General features: G+C 63.2%; 17 protein-coding genes (1 of these 17 only partly in view). 8 read left to right on the forward strand and 9 right to left on the reverse strand.

Going from position 1 to position 17,791, the window contains the following annotated elements:
- Positions 1-9 precede the first annotated feature (9 nt).
- The 5 genes from N551_RS0102320 to N551_RS0102340 all read right to left on the reverse strand — a co-directional run bounded on the left by N551_RS0102320 (position 10) and on the right by N551_RS0102340 (position 5,602).
- Complete coding sequence (locus N551_RS0102320) at positions 10-1,137, reverse strand: acyl-CoA dehydrogenase family protein (protein WP_027565576.1); 1,128 nt, start codon at positions 1,135-1,137, stop codon at positions 10-12.
- 27 nt (positions 1,138-1,164) lie between these two features.
- Entirely contained in the window at positions 1,165-3,036 is a 1,872-nt protein-coding gene (locus N551_RS0102325; RefSeq protein ID WP_027565577.1) for an AMP-binding protein, read from the reverse strand.
- A 43-nt stretch (positions 3,037-3,079) separates the two neighbouring features.
- Positions 3,080-3,886, reverse strand: coding sequence for an enoyl-CoA hydratase/isomerase family protein (locus N551_RS0102330; protein WP_027565578.1), 807 nt, complete (start codon positions 3,884-3,886; stop codon positions 3,080-3,082).
- A 186-nt stretch (positions 3,887-4,072) separates the two neighbouring features.
- Positions 4,073-4,831, reverse strand: coding sequence for an SDR family NAD(P)-dependent oxidoreductase (locus N551_RS0102335; RefSeq protein WP_007615252.1), 759 nt, complete (start codon positions 4,829-4,831; stop codon positions 4,073-4,075).
- Between the two features lie 66 nt (positions 4,832-4,897).
- Entirely contained in the window at positions 4,898-5,602 is a 705-nt protein-coding gene (locus tag N551_RS0102340) for a TetR family transcriptional regulator (protein WP_007615253.1), read from the reverse strand.
- Between the two features lie 106 nt (positions 5,603-5,708).
- Between N551_RS0102340 and N551_RS0102345 the strand changes: the two genes are divergently transcribed.
- Complete coding sequence (locus tag N551_RS0102345) at positions 5,709-6,881, forward strand: acetyl-CoA C-acetyltransferase (protein WP_027565579.1); 1,173 nt, start codon at positions 5,709-5,711, stop codon at positions 6,879-6,881.
- A gap of 186 nt (positions 6,882-7,067) precedes the next feature.
- The gene (locus N551_RS0102350; protein WP_027565580.1) at positions 7,068-8,612 is read left to right on the forward strand and encodes an acyl-CoA synthetase; all 1,545 of its coding nucleotides are present in this window, start codon (positions 7,068-7,070) and stop codon (positions 8,610-8,612) included.
- A gap of 16 nt (positions 8,613-8,628) precedes the next feature.
- Here N551_RS0102350 and N551_RS0102355 read toward each other — a convergent pair whose 3' ends face one another.
- Positions 8,629-9,171, reverse strand: coding sequence for a methylated-DNA--[protein]-cysteine S-methyltransferase (locus tag N551_RS0102355; RefSeq protein WP_027565581.1), 543 nt, complete (start codon positions 9,169-9,171; stop codon positions 8,629-8,631).
- A 137-nt stretch (positions 9,172-9,308) separates the two neighbouring features.
- Between N551_RS0102355 and N551_RS0102360 the strand changes: the two genes are divergently transcribed.
- The 5 genes from N551_RS0102360 to N551_RS0102380 all read left to right on the forward strand — a co-directional run bounded on the left by N551_RS0102360 (position 9,309) and on the right by N551_RS0102380 (position 14,223).
- Positions 9,309-10,127 (forward strand): alpha/beta fold hydrolase, encoded by an 819-nt coding sequence (locus tag N551_RS0102360; RefSeq protein WP_027565582.1) that lies wholly within the window; start codon positions 9,309-9,311, stop codon positions 10,125-10,127.
- A gap of 2 nt (positions 10,128-10,129) precedes the next feature.
- Positions 10,130-10,942, forward strand: coding sequence for an alpha/beta fold hydrolase (locus tag N551_RS0102365; RefSeq protein ID WP_027565583.1), 813 nt, complete (start codon positions 10,130-10,132; stop codon positions 10,940-10,942).
- A gap of 188 nt (positions 10,943-11,130) precedes the next feature.
- On the forward strand, positions 11,131-11,808 hold the full coding sequence (locus tag N551_RS0102370; RefSeq protein WP_027565584.1) for a GntR family transcriptional regulator: 678 nt from the start codon (positions 11,131-11,133) through the stop codon (positions 11,806-11,808).
- A gap of 81 nt (positions 11,809-11,889) precedes the next feature.
- On the forward strand, positions 11,890-12,690 hold the full coding sequence (locus N551_RS0102375) for a phytanoyl-CoA dioxygenase family protein (RefSeq protein ID WP_007597266.1): 801 nt from the start codon (positions 11,890-11,892) through the stop codon (positions 12,688-12,690).
- Between the two features lie 204 nt (positions 12,691-12,894).
- On the forward strand, positions 12,895-14,223 hold the full coding sequence (locus N551_RS0102380) for an NAD(P)H-dependent oxidoreductase (RefSeq protein WP_027565585.1): 1,329 nt from the start codon (positions 12,895-12,897) through the stop codon (positions 14,221-14,223).
- 120 nt (positions 14,224-14,343) lie between these two features.
- Here the strand turns inward: N551_RS0102380 and N551_RS0102385 are convergent, their stop codons facing one another.
- Together N551_RS0102385 and N551_RS0102390 are read right to left on the reverse strand one after the other, a co-directional pair.
- Complete coding sequence (locus tag N551_RS0102385; RefSeq protein WP_027565586.1) at positions 14,344-14,709, reverse strand: VOC family protein; 366 nt, start codon at positions 14,707-14,709, stop codon at positions 14,344-14,346.
- A gap of 183 nt (positions 14,710-14,892) precedes the next feature.
- Entirely contained in the window at positions 14,893-15,600 is a 708-nt protein-coding gene (locus tag N551_RS0102390) for a hypothetical protein (RefSeq protein WP_027565587.1), read from the reverse strand.
- A gap of 889 nt (positions 15,601-16,489) precedes the next feature.
- Here N551_RS0102390 and N551_RS0102395 point away from each other — a divergent pair.
- Positions 16,490-16,831 (forward strand): hypothetical protein, encoded by a 342-nt coding sequence (locus N551_RS0102395; protein WP_027565588.1) that lies wholly within the window; start codon positions 16,490-16,492, stop codon positions 16,829-16,831.
- A gap of 100 nt (positions 16,832-16,931) precedes the next feature.
- Here the strand turns inward: N551_RS0102395 and N551_RS0102400 are convergent, their stop codons facing one another.
- Positions 16,932-17,791, reverse strand: partial view of an SDR family oxidoreductase gene (locus tag N551_RS0102400; RefSeq protein WP_027565589.1) — the 3' portion only. Its footprint extends 226 nt past the window's final position; 860 of the gene's 1,086 nt are visible here — the last part of the coding sequence; the start codon falls outside the window, past its right edge; the stop codon is at positions 16,932-16,934.

Below are 17,791 nucleotides of genomic sequence, written 5' to 3' on the forward strand. Positions count from 1 at the left end.
TGCCTTTGCCTACGCCGCGTTCTTCTTGCGCATGCGGTCGATCAACTGGTCTTCCCAATAGGACAGACTGCCGAGCCCGAGCGCCATGGCGTTGGCGCGGCGGTAGTACATGTGGCAGTCGAACTCCCAGGTGAAACCCATGCCGCCGTGAACCTGGATGTTGTTCTTGGCGCAGTGCTGAAACGCCTGCGTTGCACTGATGCGCGCGGCTGCAGCCGCTTCCGGCAATTCGCCTGCATTGGTCGAGAGCGCCCAGGCGCCGTAATAGCTGTTGGAACGCGCCAGCGTCGCCGACACGTACATGTCCGCCAGCATGTGCTTGACGGCCTGGAACGAACCGATCTGTCGGCCGAAGGCGATGCGGTCGAGCGCATAGTCGCGGCCCATCTCCAGCGCGCGGTCGGAGCCGCCGACCTGCTCGAACGCGCAGAGCACCGCGGCGCGATCGAGCACTTGAGTCAAGATGCTCCAGCCTTCGCCGGCCGCACCCAGCGGCTCGGCCTTGCAATCCCTAAAAGTAATCTCGGCCTGCCCGCGGGTCGGATCGAGATTGGTCAGGCTTTTCACCTCGACGCCGCCGTCCCTGAGATCGACGATAAACAAGGAGATGTCGCCGTCGCGTCCGCTCGATCCCGTGCGTGCCGCGACCACCGCGAAGTCGGCGATCGCGCCATCGGCGACCGGCTTCTTGACACCGTTGAGCATACCATTGGCAGCCGTGAGCTTGACGTTCTTCGGTGACGGATTGCCTTTTCCCTCGAACAGCGCCAGCGTTCCGATCGCCTCGCCCGAGGCAATCGCCGGCAACCATTTCTTCTTCTGCGCGTCGCTGCCCGCGATCAGCAGCGCTTCGGCTGCGAGATAGACGGTGGAGGAAAACGGCACCGGCGCGTTCGCCCGGCCCATCTCTTCAGCGATCACGCAAAGTTCGAGATGACCGGCGCCGGCGCCACCAAAGTCCTCTGGGATTGCAACACCGAGAAAACCCATCTCGGCGAGCCCCTTCCACAGCTCCTTGTCATACGGCGCCTTGCCGTCGAGAACTGCGCGCACCGCCTTTGGCGAGCATTTCTCAGTGAGGAATTTGCGCGCCTGATCGCGGAGCTGCTTCTGGTCGTCGGAGAAATCGAAGTTCATGGCGCGTATCCGTGTTGATGATGTCGATTACTTGAGAATGATGACGTCCTGGTCGGGCTTGTCCGCATAAAGCCGCTCGACCAGCGCGGCACGACGTTCCAGGCCGGCGCGCTGGTTGATGTAGCCCTTGTCGGTGAGCTCGTTGCCGTCGATCGAGGGCGGCTCCGCCATCAGCATGGCGCGGGCGATGATGCGACTGCTGGCGCCTTCGCACTCCTTGTTGTGGGCCTCCAGTCCGCGCCTGAAGCAAGCGATCACCTCGGGATGCTTCACTGCATCATCGAAGCTGAGATCGGGATTGCCGACGAGCTGGCGGCAGGCGTGCAGGTTCGGCCAGGCCAGCAGGCCGATGAAAGCGCGATCCTGCCCCGCGACCAGCGCATCATGCACGACCGGCGTCGCGGCTGCGATCGCATCCGTACGGAGCGAGCCGACATGGACGAAGGTGCCGGTGGTCAGCTTGAAGTCCTCGACCACGCGCCCCGCAAAGATGATGCCCTTCACCGGATCGGAATCGTCGACGAAGATGCCGGCGTCACCGATGCAATAAAAACCTTCCTCGTCGAACATCTTCTTCGTCAGGTCAGGCTGGCCGAAATAGCCCGGGGTGACGTTGACACCGCGCAGACGCAGCTCGTATTTCGAGCCGCAGGGCACCATCTTCAACTCGACGCCGGGAAACGGCAGGCCGATCAAGCCGACGCGCTCGGTGTCCCAATAGGTGCCGGTCGAGGTCGGCGCGGTCTCGGTCGAACCCCAGCCGGTGTAGAACACGATGCGCTCGCCGGTGGTCTTCACGGCGAGAGCCTGCATGCGATCGTAGAGATCATCCGGCAGTCGCGCGCCGCCATAGGCCATGATCGAGAGGTTCTTGAAGAAGGATCGGCACAGCCCGTCGTCCTTCTCCATGGCGGCGGCGAGCGCGGCATAGCCCGCGGGGACGTTGGCGTAATAGGTCGGCGATATCTCGCGCAGATTGCGCAGCGTCTCATCGAACTGGCCCGGCATCGGCCGCCCGTCATCGATATAGAGCGTGCCGCCGTCGACCAGGATCGGGTGGAACGCCGCATTGCCGCCCATGGTGTGGTTCCAGGGCATCCAGTCCAGCATGGTCGAGATCGGACCGCCGGGATCGCGCGGTCGCACCTGCATCATCATCGCCGCATTGGCGCACATCATCGCTTGCGTGTTGATGACGGCCTTGGGCATGCCGGTCGAGCCTGACGTGAACAGCAGCTTGCCGACGGTCTCAGGCGCGATCTTCGCGATCGACGCTTCGACATCGGCCGTCACGACTGTCGCCGCGAGCTCGGCAAAGCTGACGCTCGCGATACCCTCGCAGGGCCGCAAGACGTGAACCACGGTGACGCCTGTGAGATCGAGCGCTTTCAGCGCCTTCTCGAAGGTCGGGCCGTCCTGCACCATCACCGCGCCCGGCTTGATCAGGTCGAACAAATATTTCAGCTTGACGTGATCATGGCTCATCAAGGAGTAGGCCGGCGAGACCGGCGCGGCCGGGACGCGCGCCTGCATCGCCGCCTGCGTCATCAGCGCGTGCTCGATCGAATTGCCGGAGAGGATCGTGACCGGGCGACCGTCAAGCGCGAGATTGAGCAGGCCTTGCGTCAGCGCATCCACGGTGCGCTTGGCCTCCCCGTAGGACACCTTACGCCATTCGCGGTTAGGGCCGCCGCGCTGGGCAAGCCAGATCCGCTCGGGCGCTTCCTTCGCCCATTTTGCCAGCGAAGCCGGGATATGCTTCTCGTAGGTCTGCAGCGGGATGCGCGACTTCAGCACCACCGTGCCGTCGTCGCGGCGCTCGACATCGATGTCGCGCGCCAGCCACTCGACCTTGCGAAAGGCGGGCTTCGTCATCACCGCCGCCGCGCTTCCACTCATTTTGCGTCTCCCGGAATTTTTCGTCCTTTACGGATCTTCATTGTCAGCGCCTGATATAGACAGGCTTTCGCTTCTCAAGGAAGGCCCTGATGCCTTCCGAAAATTCCTCGGAGCGGCTGCACAGAACCTGGTTGCGATCCTCCATCGCGATCACGGCTTCCAGCGATCCGGCATCGACGCTCATGTTGAGACATTCTTTGGACAGGCGTAGGCCCACGGGCGAGGCCGCGATCATCGCGTCGACATAGGGTTCGGCGGCCTCATCGAGCTTGTCCTCGTCGACGACCTCGGAGACCAGCCCGACCGCGAGCGCCCGCTCGGCGCCGATGAAGCGTCCCGTGAGGATCAGCTCCGAGGCAACGGAGACACCGACAAGGCGTGGCAGGAAATAACTGGTGCCGATGTCGCAGCCGCCAAGGCCGAGCTTGATGAAGGCGCAGTTCATCCGCGCCGATCTCGTCGCGATGCGGATGTCGGAGGCGAGCGCCAGCGCAAAGCCGCCGCCGGCCGCCGCGCCCTGCACCAGCGCGAGGATCGGCTGCGGACAGCGCCGCATCAGCATCACGATGTCGGCGATGCGCCGCTGCGAATCCAGCGACTCGGTGACATCAGGCGGCTCCTGCTGGCCGGCACGGCGCGCCATCGCCGCCTTGAGATCGAGTCCTGCGCAGAAGTTCTTGCCGGCGCCCTTCAGCACCACGACGCGCGTATCCCGGTTGCGCTGGAGGCCCTGGAAATAGACGTTGAGCGCGTCGATCAACGCACGATCGAGCGCGTTGAGGTGTTCGGGACGATTGAGCGTCACTGTGTCGACGCCGTCATTTTGCTCGATCAGCAGCGGTTGGGACATGAGGCGCCTCGTGCTTGCCGCCATTCGCGGTGCCGATTGCTGCGCCCTCTCCCCTTGTGGGAGAGGGCATGTACGCTGCGAACCCGGAATTCACTTGGGTGAGGGGTCTGTCTCCGTGGACAGAGACCCCTCATCCGGCGCGCTACGCGCGCCACCTTCTCCCACAAGGGGAGAAGGGAGGAAGAGCTACCGCGGCGCCATGCGGATCGCGCCGTCGAGACGGATGGTCTCGCCATTGAGCATCGGGTTCTCAACGATGTGCACGGCCAGCGAGCCGTATTCATTGGCGTCGCCGAGACGCGCGGGATGCGGCACCTGGGCACCGAGGCTCTTGCGGGCCTCTTCGTTCAAACCCATCAGCAGCGGCGTCAGGAACAGGCCGGGGGCGATGGTGTTGACGCGGATCTTCTGGCTCGCGAGATCGCGCGCCGCCGGCAGCGTGAGACCGACGACGCCGCCCTTCGACGCCGCATAAGCGATCTGACCGATCTGCCCTTCGTAAGCCGCGACCGACGCCGTGTTGACGATGACGCCGCGCTCTTCACCGACCGGCTCGATCGTGACGAGGCGCTCGGCGAACAGACGCAGGCAGTTGAAGGTGCCGATCAAATTGACATTGATGATGCGCGCGAACTTTTCCAGCGGGTAGACGCCATCGCGGCCGACGATGCGCTGCGAGCCGCCGATACCGGCGCAGTTCATCAGCACGCGCGCGACGCCGTGCGCGGCTTCCGCCTTGGCGATCGCCGCCTTGATCTGCTCCTCGCTGGTGACATCGGCGTGAAGCGCGATGCCCTTCACTTCGGCGGCAACCTTCTCGGCGTTTTCCTTGCTCTGGTCGATCACGCCGATCTTGGCGCCCTTGGCGGCCATCGCGCGGGCGGTCGCGGCACCAAGGCCCGACCCGCCGCCCGTGATGAGAACGGCTACGTCTTTCAACTGCATCGCTTGTACCTTTCCTCGAACCTTTTCCTTGGGCGTTTCTTCTCTAGACTTCTGCGTTCTGGCCGGTCATCCGGCCGCGGCAGCTTCCTCGATATTCGTGAGAATGCCGCCGCAGATCAGCGTTTCCATATGCTTGATGTATTGCCGGCAAACGTCGTCGGTGACCGGGCCGACGCCGGTCGCGCGTGACATCGCGTGCCGGCCGAAGAACAAATGATCGCAGGCGCCGATCAGGCTGGTGTAGAACAGCACCGGATCGGTGGCGCGGAATTCGCCCTGACTGACGCCTTCGGCGAGCAGGCGGCGATGGAAATCCAGCAGCGGTGCCACGAAGAATTTCGAGACTTCGTCCGCGGAGCCCGCGACGCTCTCGTGCAGCAGATAGTGGATCAGCCGGTTCATATACGGAAACCGGTGATAGGCGCGGATGATGCCGCCGATATGCAGCTTCAACTTGGCGGTCGGCGTGATCGGCTGCGCCAGCAGATACTCGAGATTGGACAGTTCCGTCCCCGCGTCGCGCTCGAGCAGCGCCAGCAGCAGGCCGTCCTTGTTGCCGAAGTGATATTTGACCAGCGCGGCGTTGGCACCGGACTTCTGGGCGATGTCGCTCAGCGAAATCTCGATCGAGGAGCGTTCGATCATCAACTCGCTCGCGGCCACGAGCAATTTCTCTGCTGTGGAATTCTTTCCGCTGGGGAGCCGGTTCGGTACGCTGGTAGTCACGGAGATCCCTGATTTTGGCGCGAGAGCGGCCGCAGATAAGCCCAAGCAGCGCCTCTCCACAAGAGTTAATTGATCGATTGACTAAACGACCAGTCGCCCCTTAAATCCGCCCGACAAGCAACCGTTCAAAATAATCCAGGGAGAAACCGACATGGCCGAGGCTTATATCGTCGCCGCCGCGCGTACCGCCGGCGGGCGCAAGGGGGGCCGCCTCGCCGGATGGCATCCGGCCGATCTCGCCGCGAAGGTACTTGACGAGCTGGTTGACCGCACCAAGGTCGATCCCGCGCTGGTCGAGGATGTGATCATGGGCTGCGTCATGCAGGTCGGCGAGCAGTCCAACAACGTCGCGCGCAACGCCATCATGGCCTCGAAACTGCCGGAGAGCGTGCCGGGTACCTCGATCGACCGCCAATGCGGCTCCTCGCAGCAGGCGCTGCACTTCGCAGCCCAGGCCGTGATGTCCGGCGCGATGGACGTGGTGATCGCCGCCGGCGTGGAATCGATGACACGCGTGCCGATGGGCCTGTCGTCGCAGCTTCCCGCCAAGAACGGCTTTGGCAATTACAAGAGCCCGGGTATCGAGCACCGTTATCCAAACATCGTGTTCAGCCAGTTCACCGGCGCCGAAATGATGGCCGAGAAGTACGGCCTGTCGAAGGACGAACTCGACGAATACTCCTACAACAGCCATCAGCGCGCGATCGCGGCAACCCAGGCCGGCCACTTCAAAAAGGAGATCGTGCCGCTCGAGATCACCCGCGCCGACGGCTCCAAGGACACCCACCACATCGACGAGGGCATCCGCTTCGACGCCACACTCGACGGCATCAAGGGCGTCAAGCTGATCGCCGAGAACGGCAAGCTCTCCGCGGCCAGCGCGAGCCAGATCTGCGACGGCGCCTCCGGCGTGATGGTGGTGAACGAGCGTGGCCTGAAGCAGCTTGGCGTGAAGCCGCTGGCGCGCGTCCACCACATGACCATGATGGGCGGCGATCCCGTGATCATGCTCGACGCACCGCTGCACGCCACCAAGCGCGCGCTGGAGAAGGCCGGCATGACGATCGACGAGATCGACCTGTTCGAGGTCAACGAGGCCTTTGCCTCGGTGCCGACGGGGTGGCTCAAGACCACTGGCGCCGATCCGGAACGTCTCAACGTCAATGGCGGCGCCATCGCGCTCGGCCATCCGCTCGGCGGCTCCGGCACCAAGCTGATGACGACGCTGGTGCATGCCCTGCATCAGCGCGGCAAGCGCTACGGGCTCCAGACCATGTGCGAGGGCGGCGGCATGGCCAACGTGACGATCGTGGAGCGGCTGTAAGCCGTACTTCGCTAATGGTGTCGTCCCGGCCTAGTGCGCAATTGCGCACGGGGGCCGGGACCCATAACCACAGGAGCCTGTCGTTATGCCCGGCTGGGGCGACATCGTGTTTCAACACTTGGGATGGGTGGCTATGGATCCCGGCGCTCGCCGGGATGGCACCGTTTATGTTGCGAGATCTCGGCGATGACCCACCCCTCCATCCACGCCCGCGCCACACCCGACAAGATCGCCTATCAGATGGCCGGGACCGGCAAGGCGATCACCTATCGCGAGCTCGACGAGCTTTCGAACCAGGGCGCGCACCTGTTCCGCTCGCTCGGGCTGAAAGCCGGCGACCACATCGCGCTGCTGATGGAGAACCGCCTCGCCTTCATGGAGATCTGCTGGGCTGCGCAACGCAGCGGGCTCTATTACACCGCGATCAGCCGCTATTTGAAGCAGGACGAGATCGACTACATCATCGCCGATTGCGGCGCCAAGGTCGTGATCACCACGCCGAAATGCGCCGACCAGATCAAGGCCCTGATCAAGGGTGCGGCCGGCGAGCCGGTCTTCTACATGATGGACGAGCCGCAAGCCGGCTTCCGCTCCTACGACAAGGAAGCCGCCGCGCAGCCGACAACGCCGATCGCCGACGAGGTCGCCGGCTATGACATGCTGTATTCGTCGGGCACCACCGGCCGGCCCAAGGGCATCAAGAAGGCGTTCGAGGGCAAGCCGATCGACGAGCCGAACGCGTTTCTGCGCGTCCTCTGCGCCAGCATGTGCGGCATGAACGACGAGACCACCTACCTCTCACCGGCGCCGCTCTATCACGCGGCTCCCTTGCGCTTCAACATGATGGCGATCCTGCTCGGCGGCACTTCCATCATCATGGAGCACTTTGACGCCGAAGATTTCCTGAAGCTGGTCGAAAAATACAAGGTGACCCACGCGCAGCTCGTGCCGACCATGTTCGTGCGCATGCTGAAGCTGCCGGACGAGGTCCGCAACCGCTACGACGTCTCGACGCTGAAGGGCGCGATCCACGCCGCCGCGCCCTGCCCGGTCGAGGTCAAGGCCAAGATGATCGAATGGTGGGGGCCAATCCTGATCGAGTATTACGCGGGCTCCGAAGGCAACGGCGTCACCGTCTGCAACTCGAAAGAATGGCTGGAGCACCGCGGCAGCGTCGGCCGCGCCGTGGTCGGCAAGATCAAGATTCTGGACGAGAACGACGAGGAGCAGCCGACGGGCGAGATCGGCACGGTCTATTTCGCCGATGCGCCGGTTTTCACCTATCACAACGATCCCGAGAAGACGAAGAAGGCCTACAACGCAAAAGGCTGGTCGACGCTGGGCGACGTCGGCTATGTCGATAGAGACGGCTTTCTCTTTCTCACCGACCGCAAGTCCTACATGATCATCTCGGGTGGCGTGAACATCTACCCGCAGGAGACCGAGGACGTGCTCATCACCCACCCCGAAGTCGCCGACGTCGCCGTGTTCGGTGTACCGAACGAGGAGATGGGCGAAGAGGTCAAGGCGGTGGTGCAGCCGCACGATCCCAAGCGCGCCGGCAAGGAGCTCGAGGCCGACCTGATCGCCTACTGCAAGAGCCGCCTCTCGACGATCAAATGCCCGCGCTCGATTGATTTCGAAGCCGAGCTTCCGCGCACGCCGACCGGCAAGCTGGTGAAGCGGCATTTACGCGACAAATATTGGCCGAAGGCGGCGGCGAAGATCTAGCCCGCGGCGTCATCCCTCAGTCGAACAAGCTCGGCGTGTGGTTCACCAGCGCGCCTTCGATCTCGAGCATCTTCAGCTTCGTCACCACGCCGCCATTCGCGGAGAAACCGCCGGGCTTGTTGCCGGCCGCCAGCACGCGATGGCAGGGCACGACGATCGGGCACGGGTTGCGGCCGAGCGCCTGGCCGACGTCGCGCGACAGCTCGACACCGCCGAGCTGCTTGGCGATGTCGCCATAGGTGACGGTCTTGCCCGGCGGAATGGTGCGGGCGATCGCGTAGACGCCGCGGTTGAAGTCGGGCACGCCGTCGAGATCGAGCGGGATGTCGGTGAGGTCATCCGGCTCGCCCGCGAGCAGTTTTGTGATGCGGTCGATCGCCTGCTGCACTTCGACGGTCGGCTCGGCCTCGCTGGCGTCGGCATGGCGCTGGCTGATGCGGGTGCGGATCTTCTGCTCACCGCCCATCGGCAGTTGCGTGCCATTGATGCCGCGCGGACCCCAGGCAATGGCGCACAGGCCGATCTTGCTATCGAACAGGGCAAAATGCTGGTCGGTCATGGTTTGGTCCCTGGCTTGCGTTCCCTCGCACGCCCCCAATGTGAACTGAGCTCAAATCTAGGCTTGGAAATAGTTGCGATCCACCCGGTTTCCGGGAATCTTGCACAGGAGTTCCGCCCCCTGTTCGCGAGCCCAGAATGCAAAGCCTCCACGTCAACGGATACGACATGCCCTATCTCGGCGTGGGCGAAGACCGGGACCGGCCGCCGCTGGTCTGCGTGCATGGCTCGCTCAACGATTTCCGTGTCTGGGGCTGCGTGCTCGGGCCGCTGTCGCAGCGACACCGGGTGATTGCTGTCAGCTTGCGGCACTTCTTCCCGGCGCAATGGGATGGCGTCGGCGACACCTATTCGATCGCCCAGCATGTCGACGACGTCATCGCCTTCATCGAGGAACTCGACCTCGGTCCGGTCGATTTGATGGGCCATTCCCGGGGCGGGCACATCTGCTTCCGCGTGGCGCAGCGGCGGCCGGATCTGCTCCGGCGGCTGGTGCTGGCCGAGCCCGGCGGCGGACTTGATGCGAGCCTCGACCCCGATTATGCCGGCGGCCCCTCGCCGTTGCTGGCGCGGTTCACGGCCTCGGCCGAGAAGATCGCGGCCGGCGACATTGACGGCGGCCTTGCCGTCTTCGTCGACACGCTTGAAGGCGCCGGCACCTGGCCGCGGCTGCCGGCGCTGGTGAAGCAGAATCTGCGTGACAACGCTTTCACCCTGATCGGCCAGGTCCGCGATAACCGCCCGCCATTCTCGAAGGCGGACGCGGAGTCCATTACGATGCCGACGCTGTTCATCCTGGGCGCACGGACCAAGGGCCTGCTGCCGAAAGTGCTGCATGCGCTGGCGGCGCATGTGCCGTACTCGAAGACAGCGGTCATCCCGAACGCAACGCACCCGATGTTCGAGCAGGCGCCGCAGAAATACTCCGAAGTGGTGCTGGATTTCCTGGCGGGCTGATCATGCAGACATTTCGTATCAATGGTTACGACATGGCCTATCTCGAAGTGGGACGAGGCCCGCCGCTGGTCTGCGTGCATGGCACGCTGGGCGATTTCCGCACCTGGTACTCCGTGCTCGGTCCGCTGTCGAAATCGCATCGCGTGATCTCGGTCAGCCTGCGGCATTTCTTTCCCGTGCATTGGGATGCCGTCGGCGACGACTACAAGATGGCTCAGCACGTCGCTGACGTGATCGCCTTCATCGAGCAGGTCGAACCCGCGCCGGTCGATCTGATGGGCCATTCGCGCGGCGGCCACATCGCGTTTCGCGTGGCGCAGTCGCGGCCGGATCTGTTGCGCAAACTGGTGCTGGCCGAGCCCGGCGGCGATCTCGATGCCAGCCTGCCGGTGCCCGCAGGCACGCCCGCGCATCCGCCGCTGGCGGCGCGCACGGCGCGCTCGGTCGAGATGATCCGCGCCGGCGACATCGAGAGCGCGCTGCAGAACTTCTACGAAGGCATCGAAGGCGACGGCACATGGCGGCGCGTGCCGGCGGCGGCGAAGCAGCAATTGCGCGACAACGCGATCACCTTCCTCGGCCAGATCAACGAGCAGCGCAGGCCCTACACGCTCGCGGACGCGCAGGCGATCAGGACCCCGACGCTGCTGATCGGCGGCGGCGCGACGACGGGGAGCCTGTCGGTGATGTGGCGCGTGCTGGCCGGGCACATCGCGGGGGCCAAGACGGTCGTGATCCCCAATGCCGGGCACTGGATGTTCGAGCAGGCGCCGCTGGAGTTCGGCGAGGCGGTGAACGCGTTCCTGGCGGAGTAGGCGGCCTCACATCTCTTTTCCTTGAAAACAACCCCATGCACAGTAGCCGAGCCCAGCAATATCAATGGCTTGGCGAATCGCAAAAACGAGGTCGGACGCCGCATTGGCCGCGCTTGACGCCCTTATCCTCTCGCCGTATCTTCGAATACGGAATTCCGTATTCTCTGTTGGCCTTCGGAGCTGCCGGCGTGATCCCTCTCGACCCGCTTCCGAACTTGATCGACCAGGTCTATGCGCGGATCTTGGAGGCGATCTCCGATCGCACGCTGCAGCCGGGCCAGCGCATCCGCCAGAACGAGCTCGCCGACAGGCTCGGCGTGTCGCGCCAGCCGGTGTCGCATGCGCTGCACCTGTTGCACCGGCAGGGACTCGTCGCCGAGAGCGGCCGGCGCGGCTTTGAAGTCACCCAGCTCGATCCCGCACGCATCCGCCAGCTCTACGAGGTGCGCGGCGCGATCGATGCGCTGGCGGCACGGCTTGCAGGGGAGCGCGCGGCAAGCGATGCGGCGGGACGCGCGCGGCTGGAGGCCGCCCTCGCCGCCGGGCGCGGGATCGATGGCAAGACCACGCTCGCCGAGCTGATCGCGCTCGACGTCGAGTTTCATCGCGCGATCTATCGGCTCTCCGGCAATCCCGTGATCGAGGAGACGATTACTCCGCAATGGCCGCATATGCGCCGCTCGATGGCGACGGTGCTGTCCGAACTCGATTATCGTGGCAGCGCCTGGGCCGAGCATGCCGACATCGCCGGACACATTCTCGCGGGCGATGCCAAGGCGGCCGAACGTGCGGCGCTTGCGCACGCGCAGACGGCTGGACGGATGACCGAGGAGAGATTGAGGGCGACGGAAGAGGCGGCGGCGTAGCAGCCACCACCGCCAAAGACGTGGATGGCCGGGTCAAGGCCATGACGAGCGATAACAAAAATTAGAACAGGAGGACGCGCCATGAAACTGTCCCAGGAGCAATTGGAGTTCTTCCACCGCGAGGGCTGGCTGTTCCTGCCCGAATTGTTCAGCCCGGAGGAGGTCGATCTTCTCGCGCGCGAGGCGGTCGCCATCTATGACGCAAACCGGCCGGAAGTCTGGCGCGAGAAGAGCGGCGCGCCGCGCACCGCCTTTGCCGCGCATCTCTACAACGAGGCCTTCGGCATTCTGGGTGCGCATCCCCGCATGATCGACCCGGTCGAGCAGCTGTTCGGCGAGCAGGTCTACATGCACCAGTTCAAGATCAACGCAAAATCCGCCTTCACCGGTGACGTCTGGCAATGGCACCAGGATTACGGCACCTGGAAGCGCGACGACGGTATGCCAGAGCCGCGCGCGATGAACATCGCGATCTTCCTCGACGAGGTGATGCCGATCAACGGCCCGCTGATGCTGGTGCCGCAGAGCCAGAACGCCGGCGACCTCAAGGCCTCGCACGACCTCGCGACGACCTCCTATCCGCTATGGACGCTGGACGAGGAGACCGTGACGCGTCTCGTCAAGCAGGGCGGCATCGTGGCGCCGACCGGCAAGCCGGGCGGCATGCTGATGTTCCACGGCAATCTCGTGCATGGCTCGGCCGGCAACATCACGCCCTACCCGCGCAAGATCGTATACCTGACGCTGAACGCGGTTTCGAATTACATCCGCACCCCGACGCGGCCGGAGTACATCGCACATCGCGATTTTGCGCCGATCAAGACGGTGGAGGACGACGCGCTGGTCCGGCTCGCCCGTGCGCCGCGGCAGGCGGCGGAGTAGACTTGGTCGCAAAACATCCTCGGTCGTCGTGGCCGGGCTTGTCCCGCCTGCGCGGCCGAAGCCGCTTCGGCGACGCAAAGGCCCGGGGATCCACGCCTTGAGACGATCGCTGCCGGCAAGACGTGGATGGCCGGGACAAGCCCGGCCATGACGAGCTGATAGATACACGCATCTCACCAATTTCTGCCTCGCAGGACCATCCCCATGAACCTCTTCCGCCTCCTCCAGGCCCGCGCTTCCGCCGGCAAGCCCGTCCGTGTGGCGCTGATCGGCGCCGGTAAATTCGGCTCGATGTTCCTGGCCCAGGTGCCGCACACGCCGGGACTGGAGGTGCCCATCATCGTCGACATCGATCGCGACCGCGCGCGCGAGGCCTGCCGCACAGTGGGATGGGACGCGGCGCGGATCGCCGCCACTGTCTTCACCGATGACGGCGCGCGCGCCATTGCCGGCGGCGCGATGGACGTGGTGGTGGAGGCGACCGGCAATCCGGCCGTCGGCATCAAGCACGCCCGCGCGGCGATCGCGGCCGGCAAGCATATCGTGATGGTCAATGTCGAGGCCGACGTGCTGGCGGGTCCGCTGCTCGCCGAGGAAGCCCGCAAGGCCGGCGTGGTCTATTCGCTCGCCTATGGCGACCAGCCGGCGCTGACCGCGGAGATGGTGGATTGGGCTCGCGCCACCGGTTTTCACGTGGTCGCCGCCGGCAAAGGCACGAAATATCTGCCGGCCTATCACGACGTGACGCCTGACAGCGTCTGGCAGCATTACGGGTTGTCCGCGGGCGAGGCGCAATCGGCCGGGATGAATCCGCAGATGTTCAACTCCTTCCTCGACGGCACCAAATCGGCGATCGAGATGGCCGCGATTGCGAACGCCTGCGGACTGGACGTGCCTGCGGAGGGCCTGCTGTTTCCACCCTGCGGCGTCGACGACCTCCCGCATATCATGCGGCCGCGCAGCAAGGGCGGCGTGCTGGAGCGATCGGGCGTCGTGGAAGTGGTCTCCTCGCTTGAGCGCGACGGAAGGCCGGTGTTTCGCGATCTGCGCTGGGGCGTTTACGTCGTGCTCGAGGCGCCGAACGACTACGCGGCCGACTGCTTCAGGCAATACGGCCTCAAGACCGACGGCAGCGGACGGTACGCGGCGATGTACAAGCCGTACCATCTGATCGGCCTCGAGCTGAACATCTCGGTGCTGTCGGCAGCCCTGCGCGGCGAGCCGACCGGGCAGCCCCATGGTTTCCGCGGCGACGTCGCCGCCGTGGCAAAACGCAATCTGCGTGCCGGCGAGATGCTGGACGGCGAAGGCGGCTACACGGTGTGGGGCAAGCTGGTGCCGGCGGCCGCGAGCCTCAAAGCCGGCGCGTTGCCGATCGGCCTGGCGCATCGGCTGAAGCTGAAGCACGACGTAGGCCATGGCGAGATCGTGCGCTGGAGCGATGTCGAGTTCGACGCAGGCAACGAGACGATCAAGACGCGGAAGGCAATGGAAGCGGCGTTCGTAAGTGCAGATCAGGCCGTGCACTCATAAATCCAGATTCATTGGTGCGGCCTGAGCGGTGTTCCGCTGGCCGACGCTTTGCGGACTCAAGCTGAACATCGACTCAGGTCAGCTATGAGGCCAGTAGCGGACGTGCGGGATCGTTATGGATTACTCGCCGCGATAGACAGCTTCAATGTTATTTCCGTCGGGATCAAGAACGAAGGCGGCGTAATAGCCAGGGCGACGCTGCCCCGGCGCGCCGTTGTCAGTTCCGCCCGCTCTAAGCGCAGCGCTGTGGAATGCATCTACCTCGGCTCGTGTCCTCGCAGCGAAGGCGGTGTGTTGCTTGACCGAATGCGGATGAAAATGGTCGATCCAGAATACTGGATAATCTTCGCCGTATCCGATCCCGTCTGTTTCTGCACCTTCTGGCATTTGCATCACTCTTGCCAGACCGAGAGCCCCGAGCGCGCCGTCATAAAACGCCGCGGAGCGCGCGACGTCTGCGACCCCAATCCCGGTATGGTCGGTCATGGGAGGCTCCGGCGGAGTGGTATTATCGCAACTCCACAGAGCCGGAGTCAGTTCCGGGTCACTCACGACGGTCCGATCAAGTCATCGGGACTGCCGGTCCATCCTCAACTGCCGACATGCCCCTGCAATGCGCTCACCGAAGCGATGGGCCAGAAGCGGACATGTCAGGGAGCCGCAGAAATCTCATCGTCCACTCATCAATAGAGACTTTGTTTCGACAGTCCCATTCGGACGAAACCCGCTGTCGTAGAGCCCCCCATAGAAGGCTTTTCGGCTCTCTTCACTATCAACCCACGGCAATTTGCTCTGAATTGCACGCGTAATTCCTGTGCCGGTAATGCCAAATTCATTGAATGGCCAAATTCCCGAGGAGACAATCTCAATCACGACCCGTTTGAGAATCAGGTCCTGATTTGGATGTTGACCACCCGGAGGCACAAACAGAACTGCGCTTTTCGGGTCCTTCGTGTTTCGAACTCTCACCATCGCTGGCAATAACTCCAACGGCACCTCGCGCTGACCTTTAATGGCGTTGATTCGCGAGAAGTCTTCGGAACCGAAACCGCCTTTCACGACGCCAAAGAGATTTGGGATGATGTCTTCCGGCCCCGAGCGAACACTAAGGGGCCCCGCGTGGAGCAACACGAGAAGCGTGTCGTTCGGTTCAATGTCGATCGAAACGGCCTCGCCCTCTACCGCAGAGTTCATGCCTCCCCTCGAACCGAGGAACGGAATATTGCGGCTGTAGATGACCTGAATGACACCAGACCCGGCTCGGGGTTGGCCGTTCCATTCCATTTCCGCCACAAGACGGTATCGGATCATCACGGCGGGATTAATAAGCCCCCAAGCAAGCGCGATCAGTGAGATCAGAATAACTGGCCTTTTCATTGTTCGCGACCGCACATTGAGAGATTACATTTCTCAACCGTAGTCGTGGACATTCAAAGGCGCAAAGGAAAGCCGAGACTCCAAAATGGAGAATTCGCTTGTCCGCTATGGGGCAAAAGCCGCTATTGCACTTCGGACCGGATACCCTCCTATGTGGCGAACAGCAGCCACGCTAAATCTCTTCGACCCGAAGCGGCACAACTGTCTCCGCTGCATGATTTCTCCCGGGCCAATTTCCCCAAACGACTCTAGCGTTAAAATTCCTACCGTGGCAGCGAACGTTTATCACATCGCCCACAATAGGCGCGGGCCCCTGAAAATAGTTCTCATCGCGACCAAGCTCCTGCTCGGTCACAAGATCTCCTGATTTCAGAAGAATTCGTTTGACCCAGTACGGCAAGCTGCAATCCTTTTTCTCGGGTGGAGGCGATCGAGGCAAACGGAAGCGCGGCCAGATCGCGAGCGACAAAACAATCCACTAAAAGCCAAGGAGGCATAGCCCAAACCAAAAATGATGCGCACCTTGACTGACCGACCCCAGAAAGCATCTTACGCCTGTCGGTGGACATAGTGCGTTTGAAAGACGAACCAGCCAGGTTGCTGGCGTCCAAGCGATCAAGAAAAAGGGCCGTATCACTTCGTAACTTAAAGCACCTACTGTTATCATCCCTAAGGCGCAGAGCAGTCCGACCAGCAAGTGCAAAATTAGTCGTATTCGTGTTGGCAACCTCGGTCTCGGTCTAAGGAGGACAGCAAGAACGAGACTATGTCCTCTACGATCAAAAGCCGCTCTTGCGCATTGTGCAGGACACTTCCGCCATGGGCCAGAACGGACATCGCGAGCGCGACGTGCTATAGCCAATGCACACCAGCCGCTACGAGAAAGAAGATGCCACGCCCACTCACCCCCAAAGAGCGTGATCTGGTTGCCTTTATTCTAGGTCAGCACTCACCCTTTCAGGACCATTTTGGCCTCGTCGACGAAATGAACGACGGTGGGATGGGTAGCCTTCTCTTTGTCGGTGCTGCAGACCGGCGTTTCGGCCGATGTATTGGCGAATGCGAATTCGACGATGCCGATGGAGTGCTGGTGTCGGTCGCGTTGAACCTCGATCAGCGCGACGAGCTGTTTGAACTTGATCTTTGGAAAGTCGACTTTTCGCCGCTACAAAGGATTCCCGCCCTAGGTGATGTCCGTCCCTCACGGTGGTTGCGACAGAAGCCCAGATAAGTCAGATTTGAAGCCGTTCGAACCGGCTCGGCCAGAGGACCGTTCCGGGTCACAATCTGACCTGGGCAACGACCCCGGATAAATCCGCTTTGGTTCTCGGTCAGGGAAGCAGCCGCTCTTGCTTCGCCTGCCTGAACCACTTCCGGAACATATCCTCCGTATCCATCATCTCGGTGAAGCCGGCGCGGTTGATCTTCACGGTCGAGACGATCGAGGGCGGACCGGATTCGGTCTGACCGTAGCGCAGGCTGTAATCGGCGTATTGGAACGAGAGGCCGACGAATTCGGCCAGCGCGGGCGATGCAAGGTCGTGCTTGCGCCGCAGCGCATCCCAGGGGCCGACCCAGTCTGGAAATGCCCTGGCGAGGGACAGCGGGACTGGCTTGCCCGGCTTCATCTCCAGTGCATCGGCGATCGCAGGCCAGATGTTCTCCCAGGTAAAGACGTCGCCATTGGTCACGTTGAAGGCTTCGTTGCGCGCGGCCTCGGCCTCGCCCGACCAGGCGATGGCGCGGGCGAGGAGATCGACATCGACGGCCTGCCCCACCCGCGCGGCGCCGCCGGGGTAATCGAGCGGCCTGCCCTGCTCGCGCAGCATCGCGGCATAGACGCCGAGCGGCGGAATCAAATCCATGGCGCCGCCCATGGCGAGGCCGACGATCAGCACCGGCCGCAGAATGCTCCAATGCCAGCTCTTGCCGGTCTGGAGGTCGCGCAGGAAGTTTTCCTGCGCCCAATAGAAGTTGGGCTGCTCGTACATTTCGGAGCGGCCTTCGCGGGCCGGCACGGTCAAGGGGCGAACGTGGACGCCGTAGGCCTTGGTGCCTTGCAACAGGGCGACATGCCTGAGGCGGGGCGCCACAGGCTCGAGCGCACCCATCAAATTGCGCAGCATCAAATCGTTGGTCTTGATCTGCTGCGGGTCGCGCCAGCCGTCGACGAGCTGCGGCGCCTCGTAGA

Origin of the sequence: Bradyrhizobium sp. URHA0013, from assembly GCF_000518345.1 — a bacterium.
Taxonomy (GTDB): domain Bacteria; phylum Pseudomonadota; class Alphaproteobacteria; order Rhizobiales; family Xanthobacteraceae; genus Bradyrhizobium.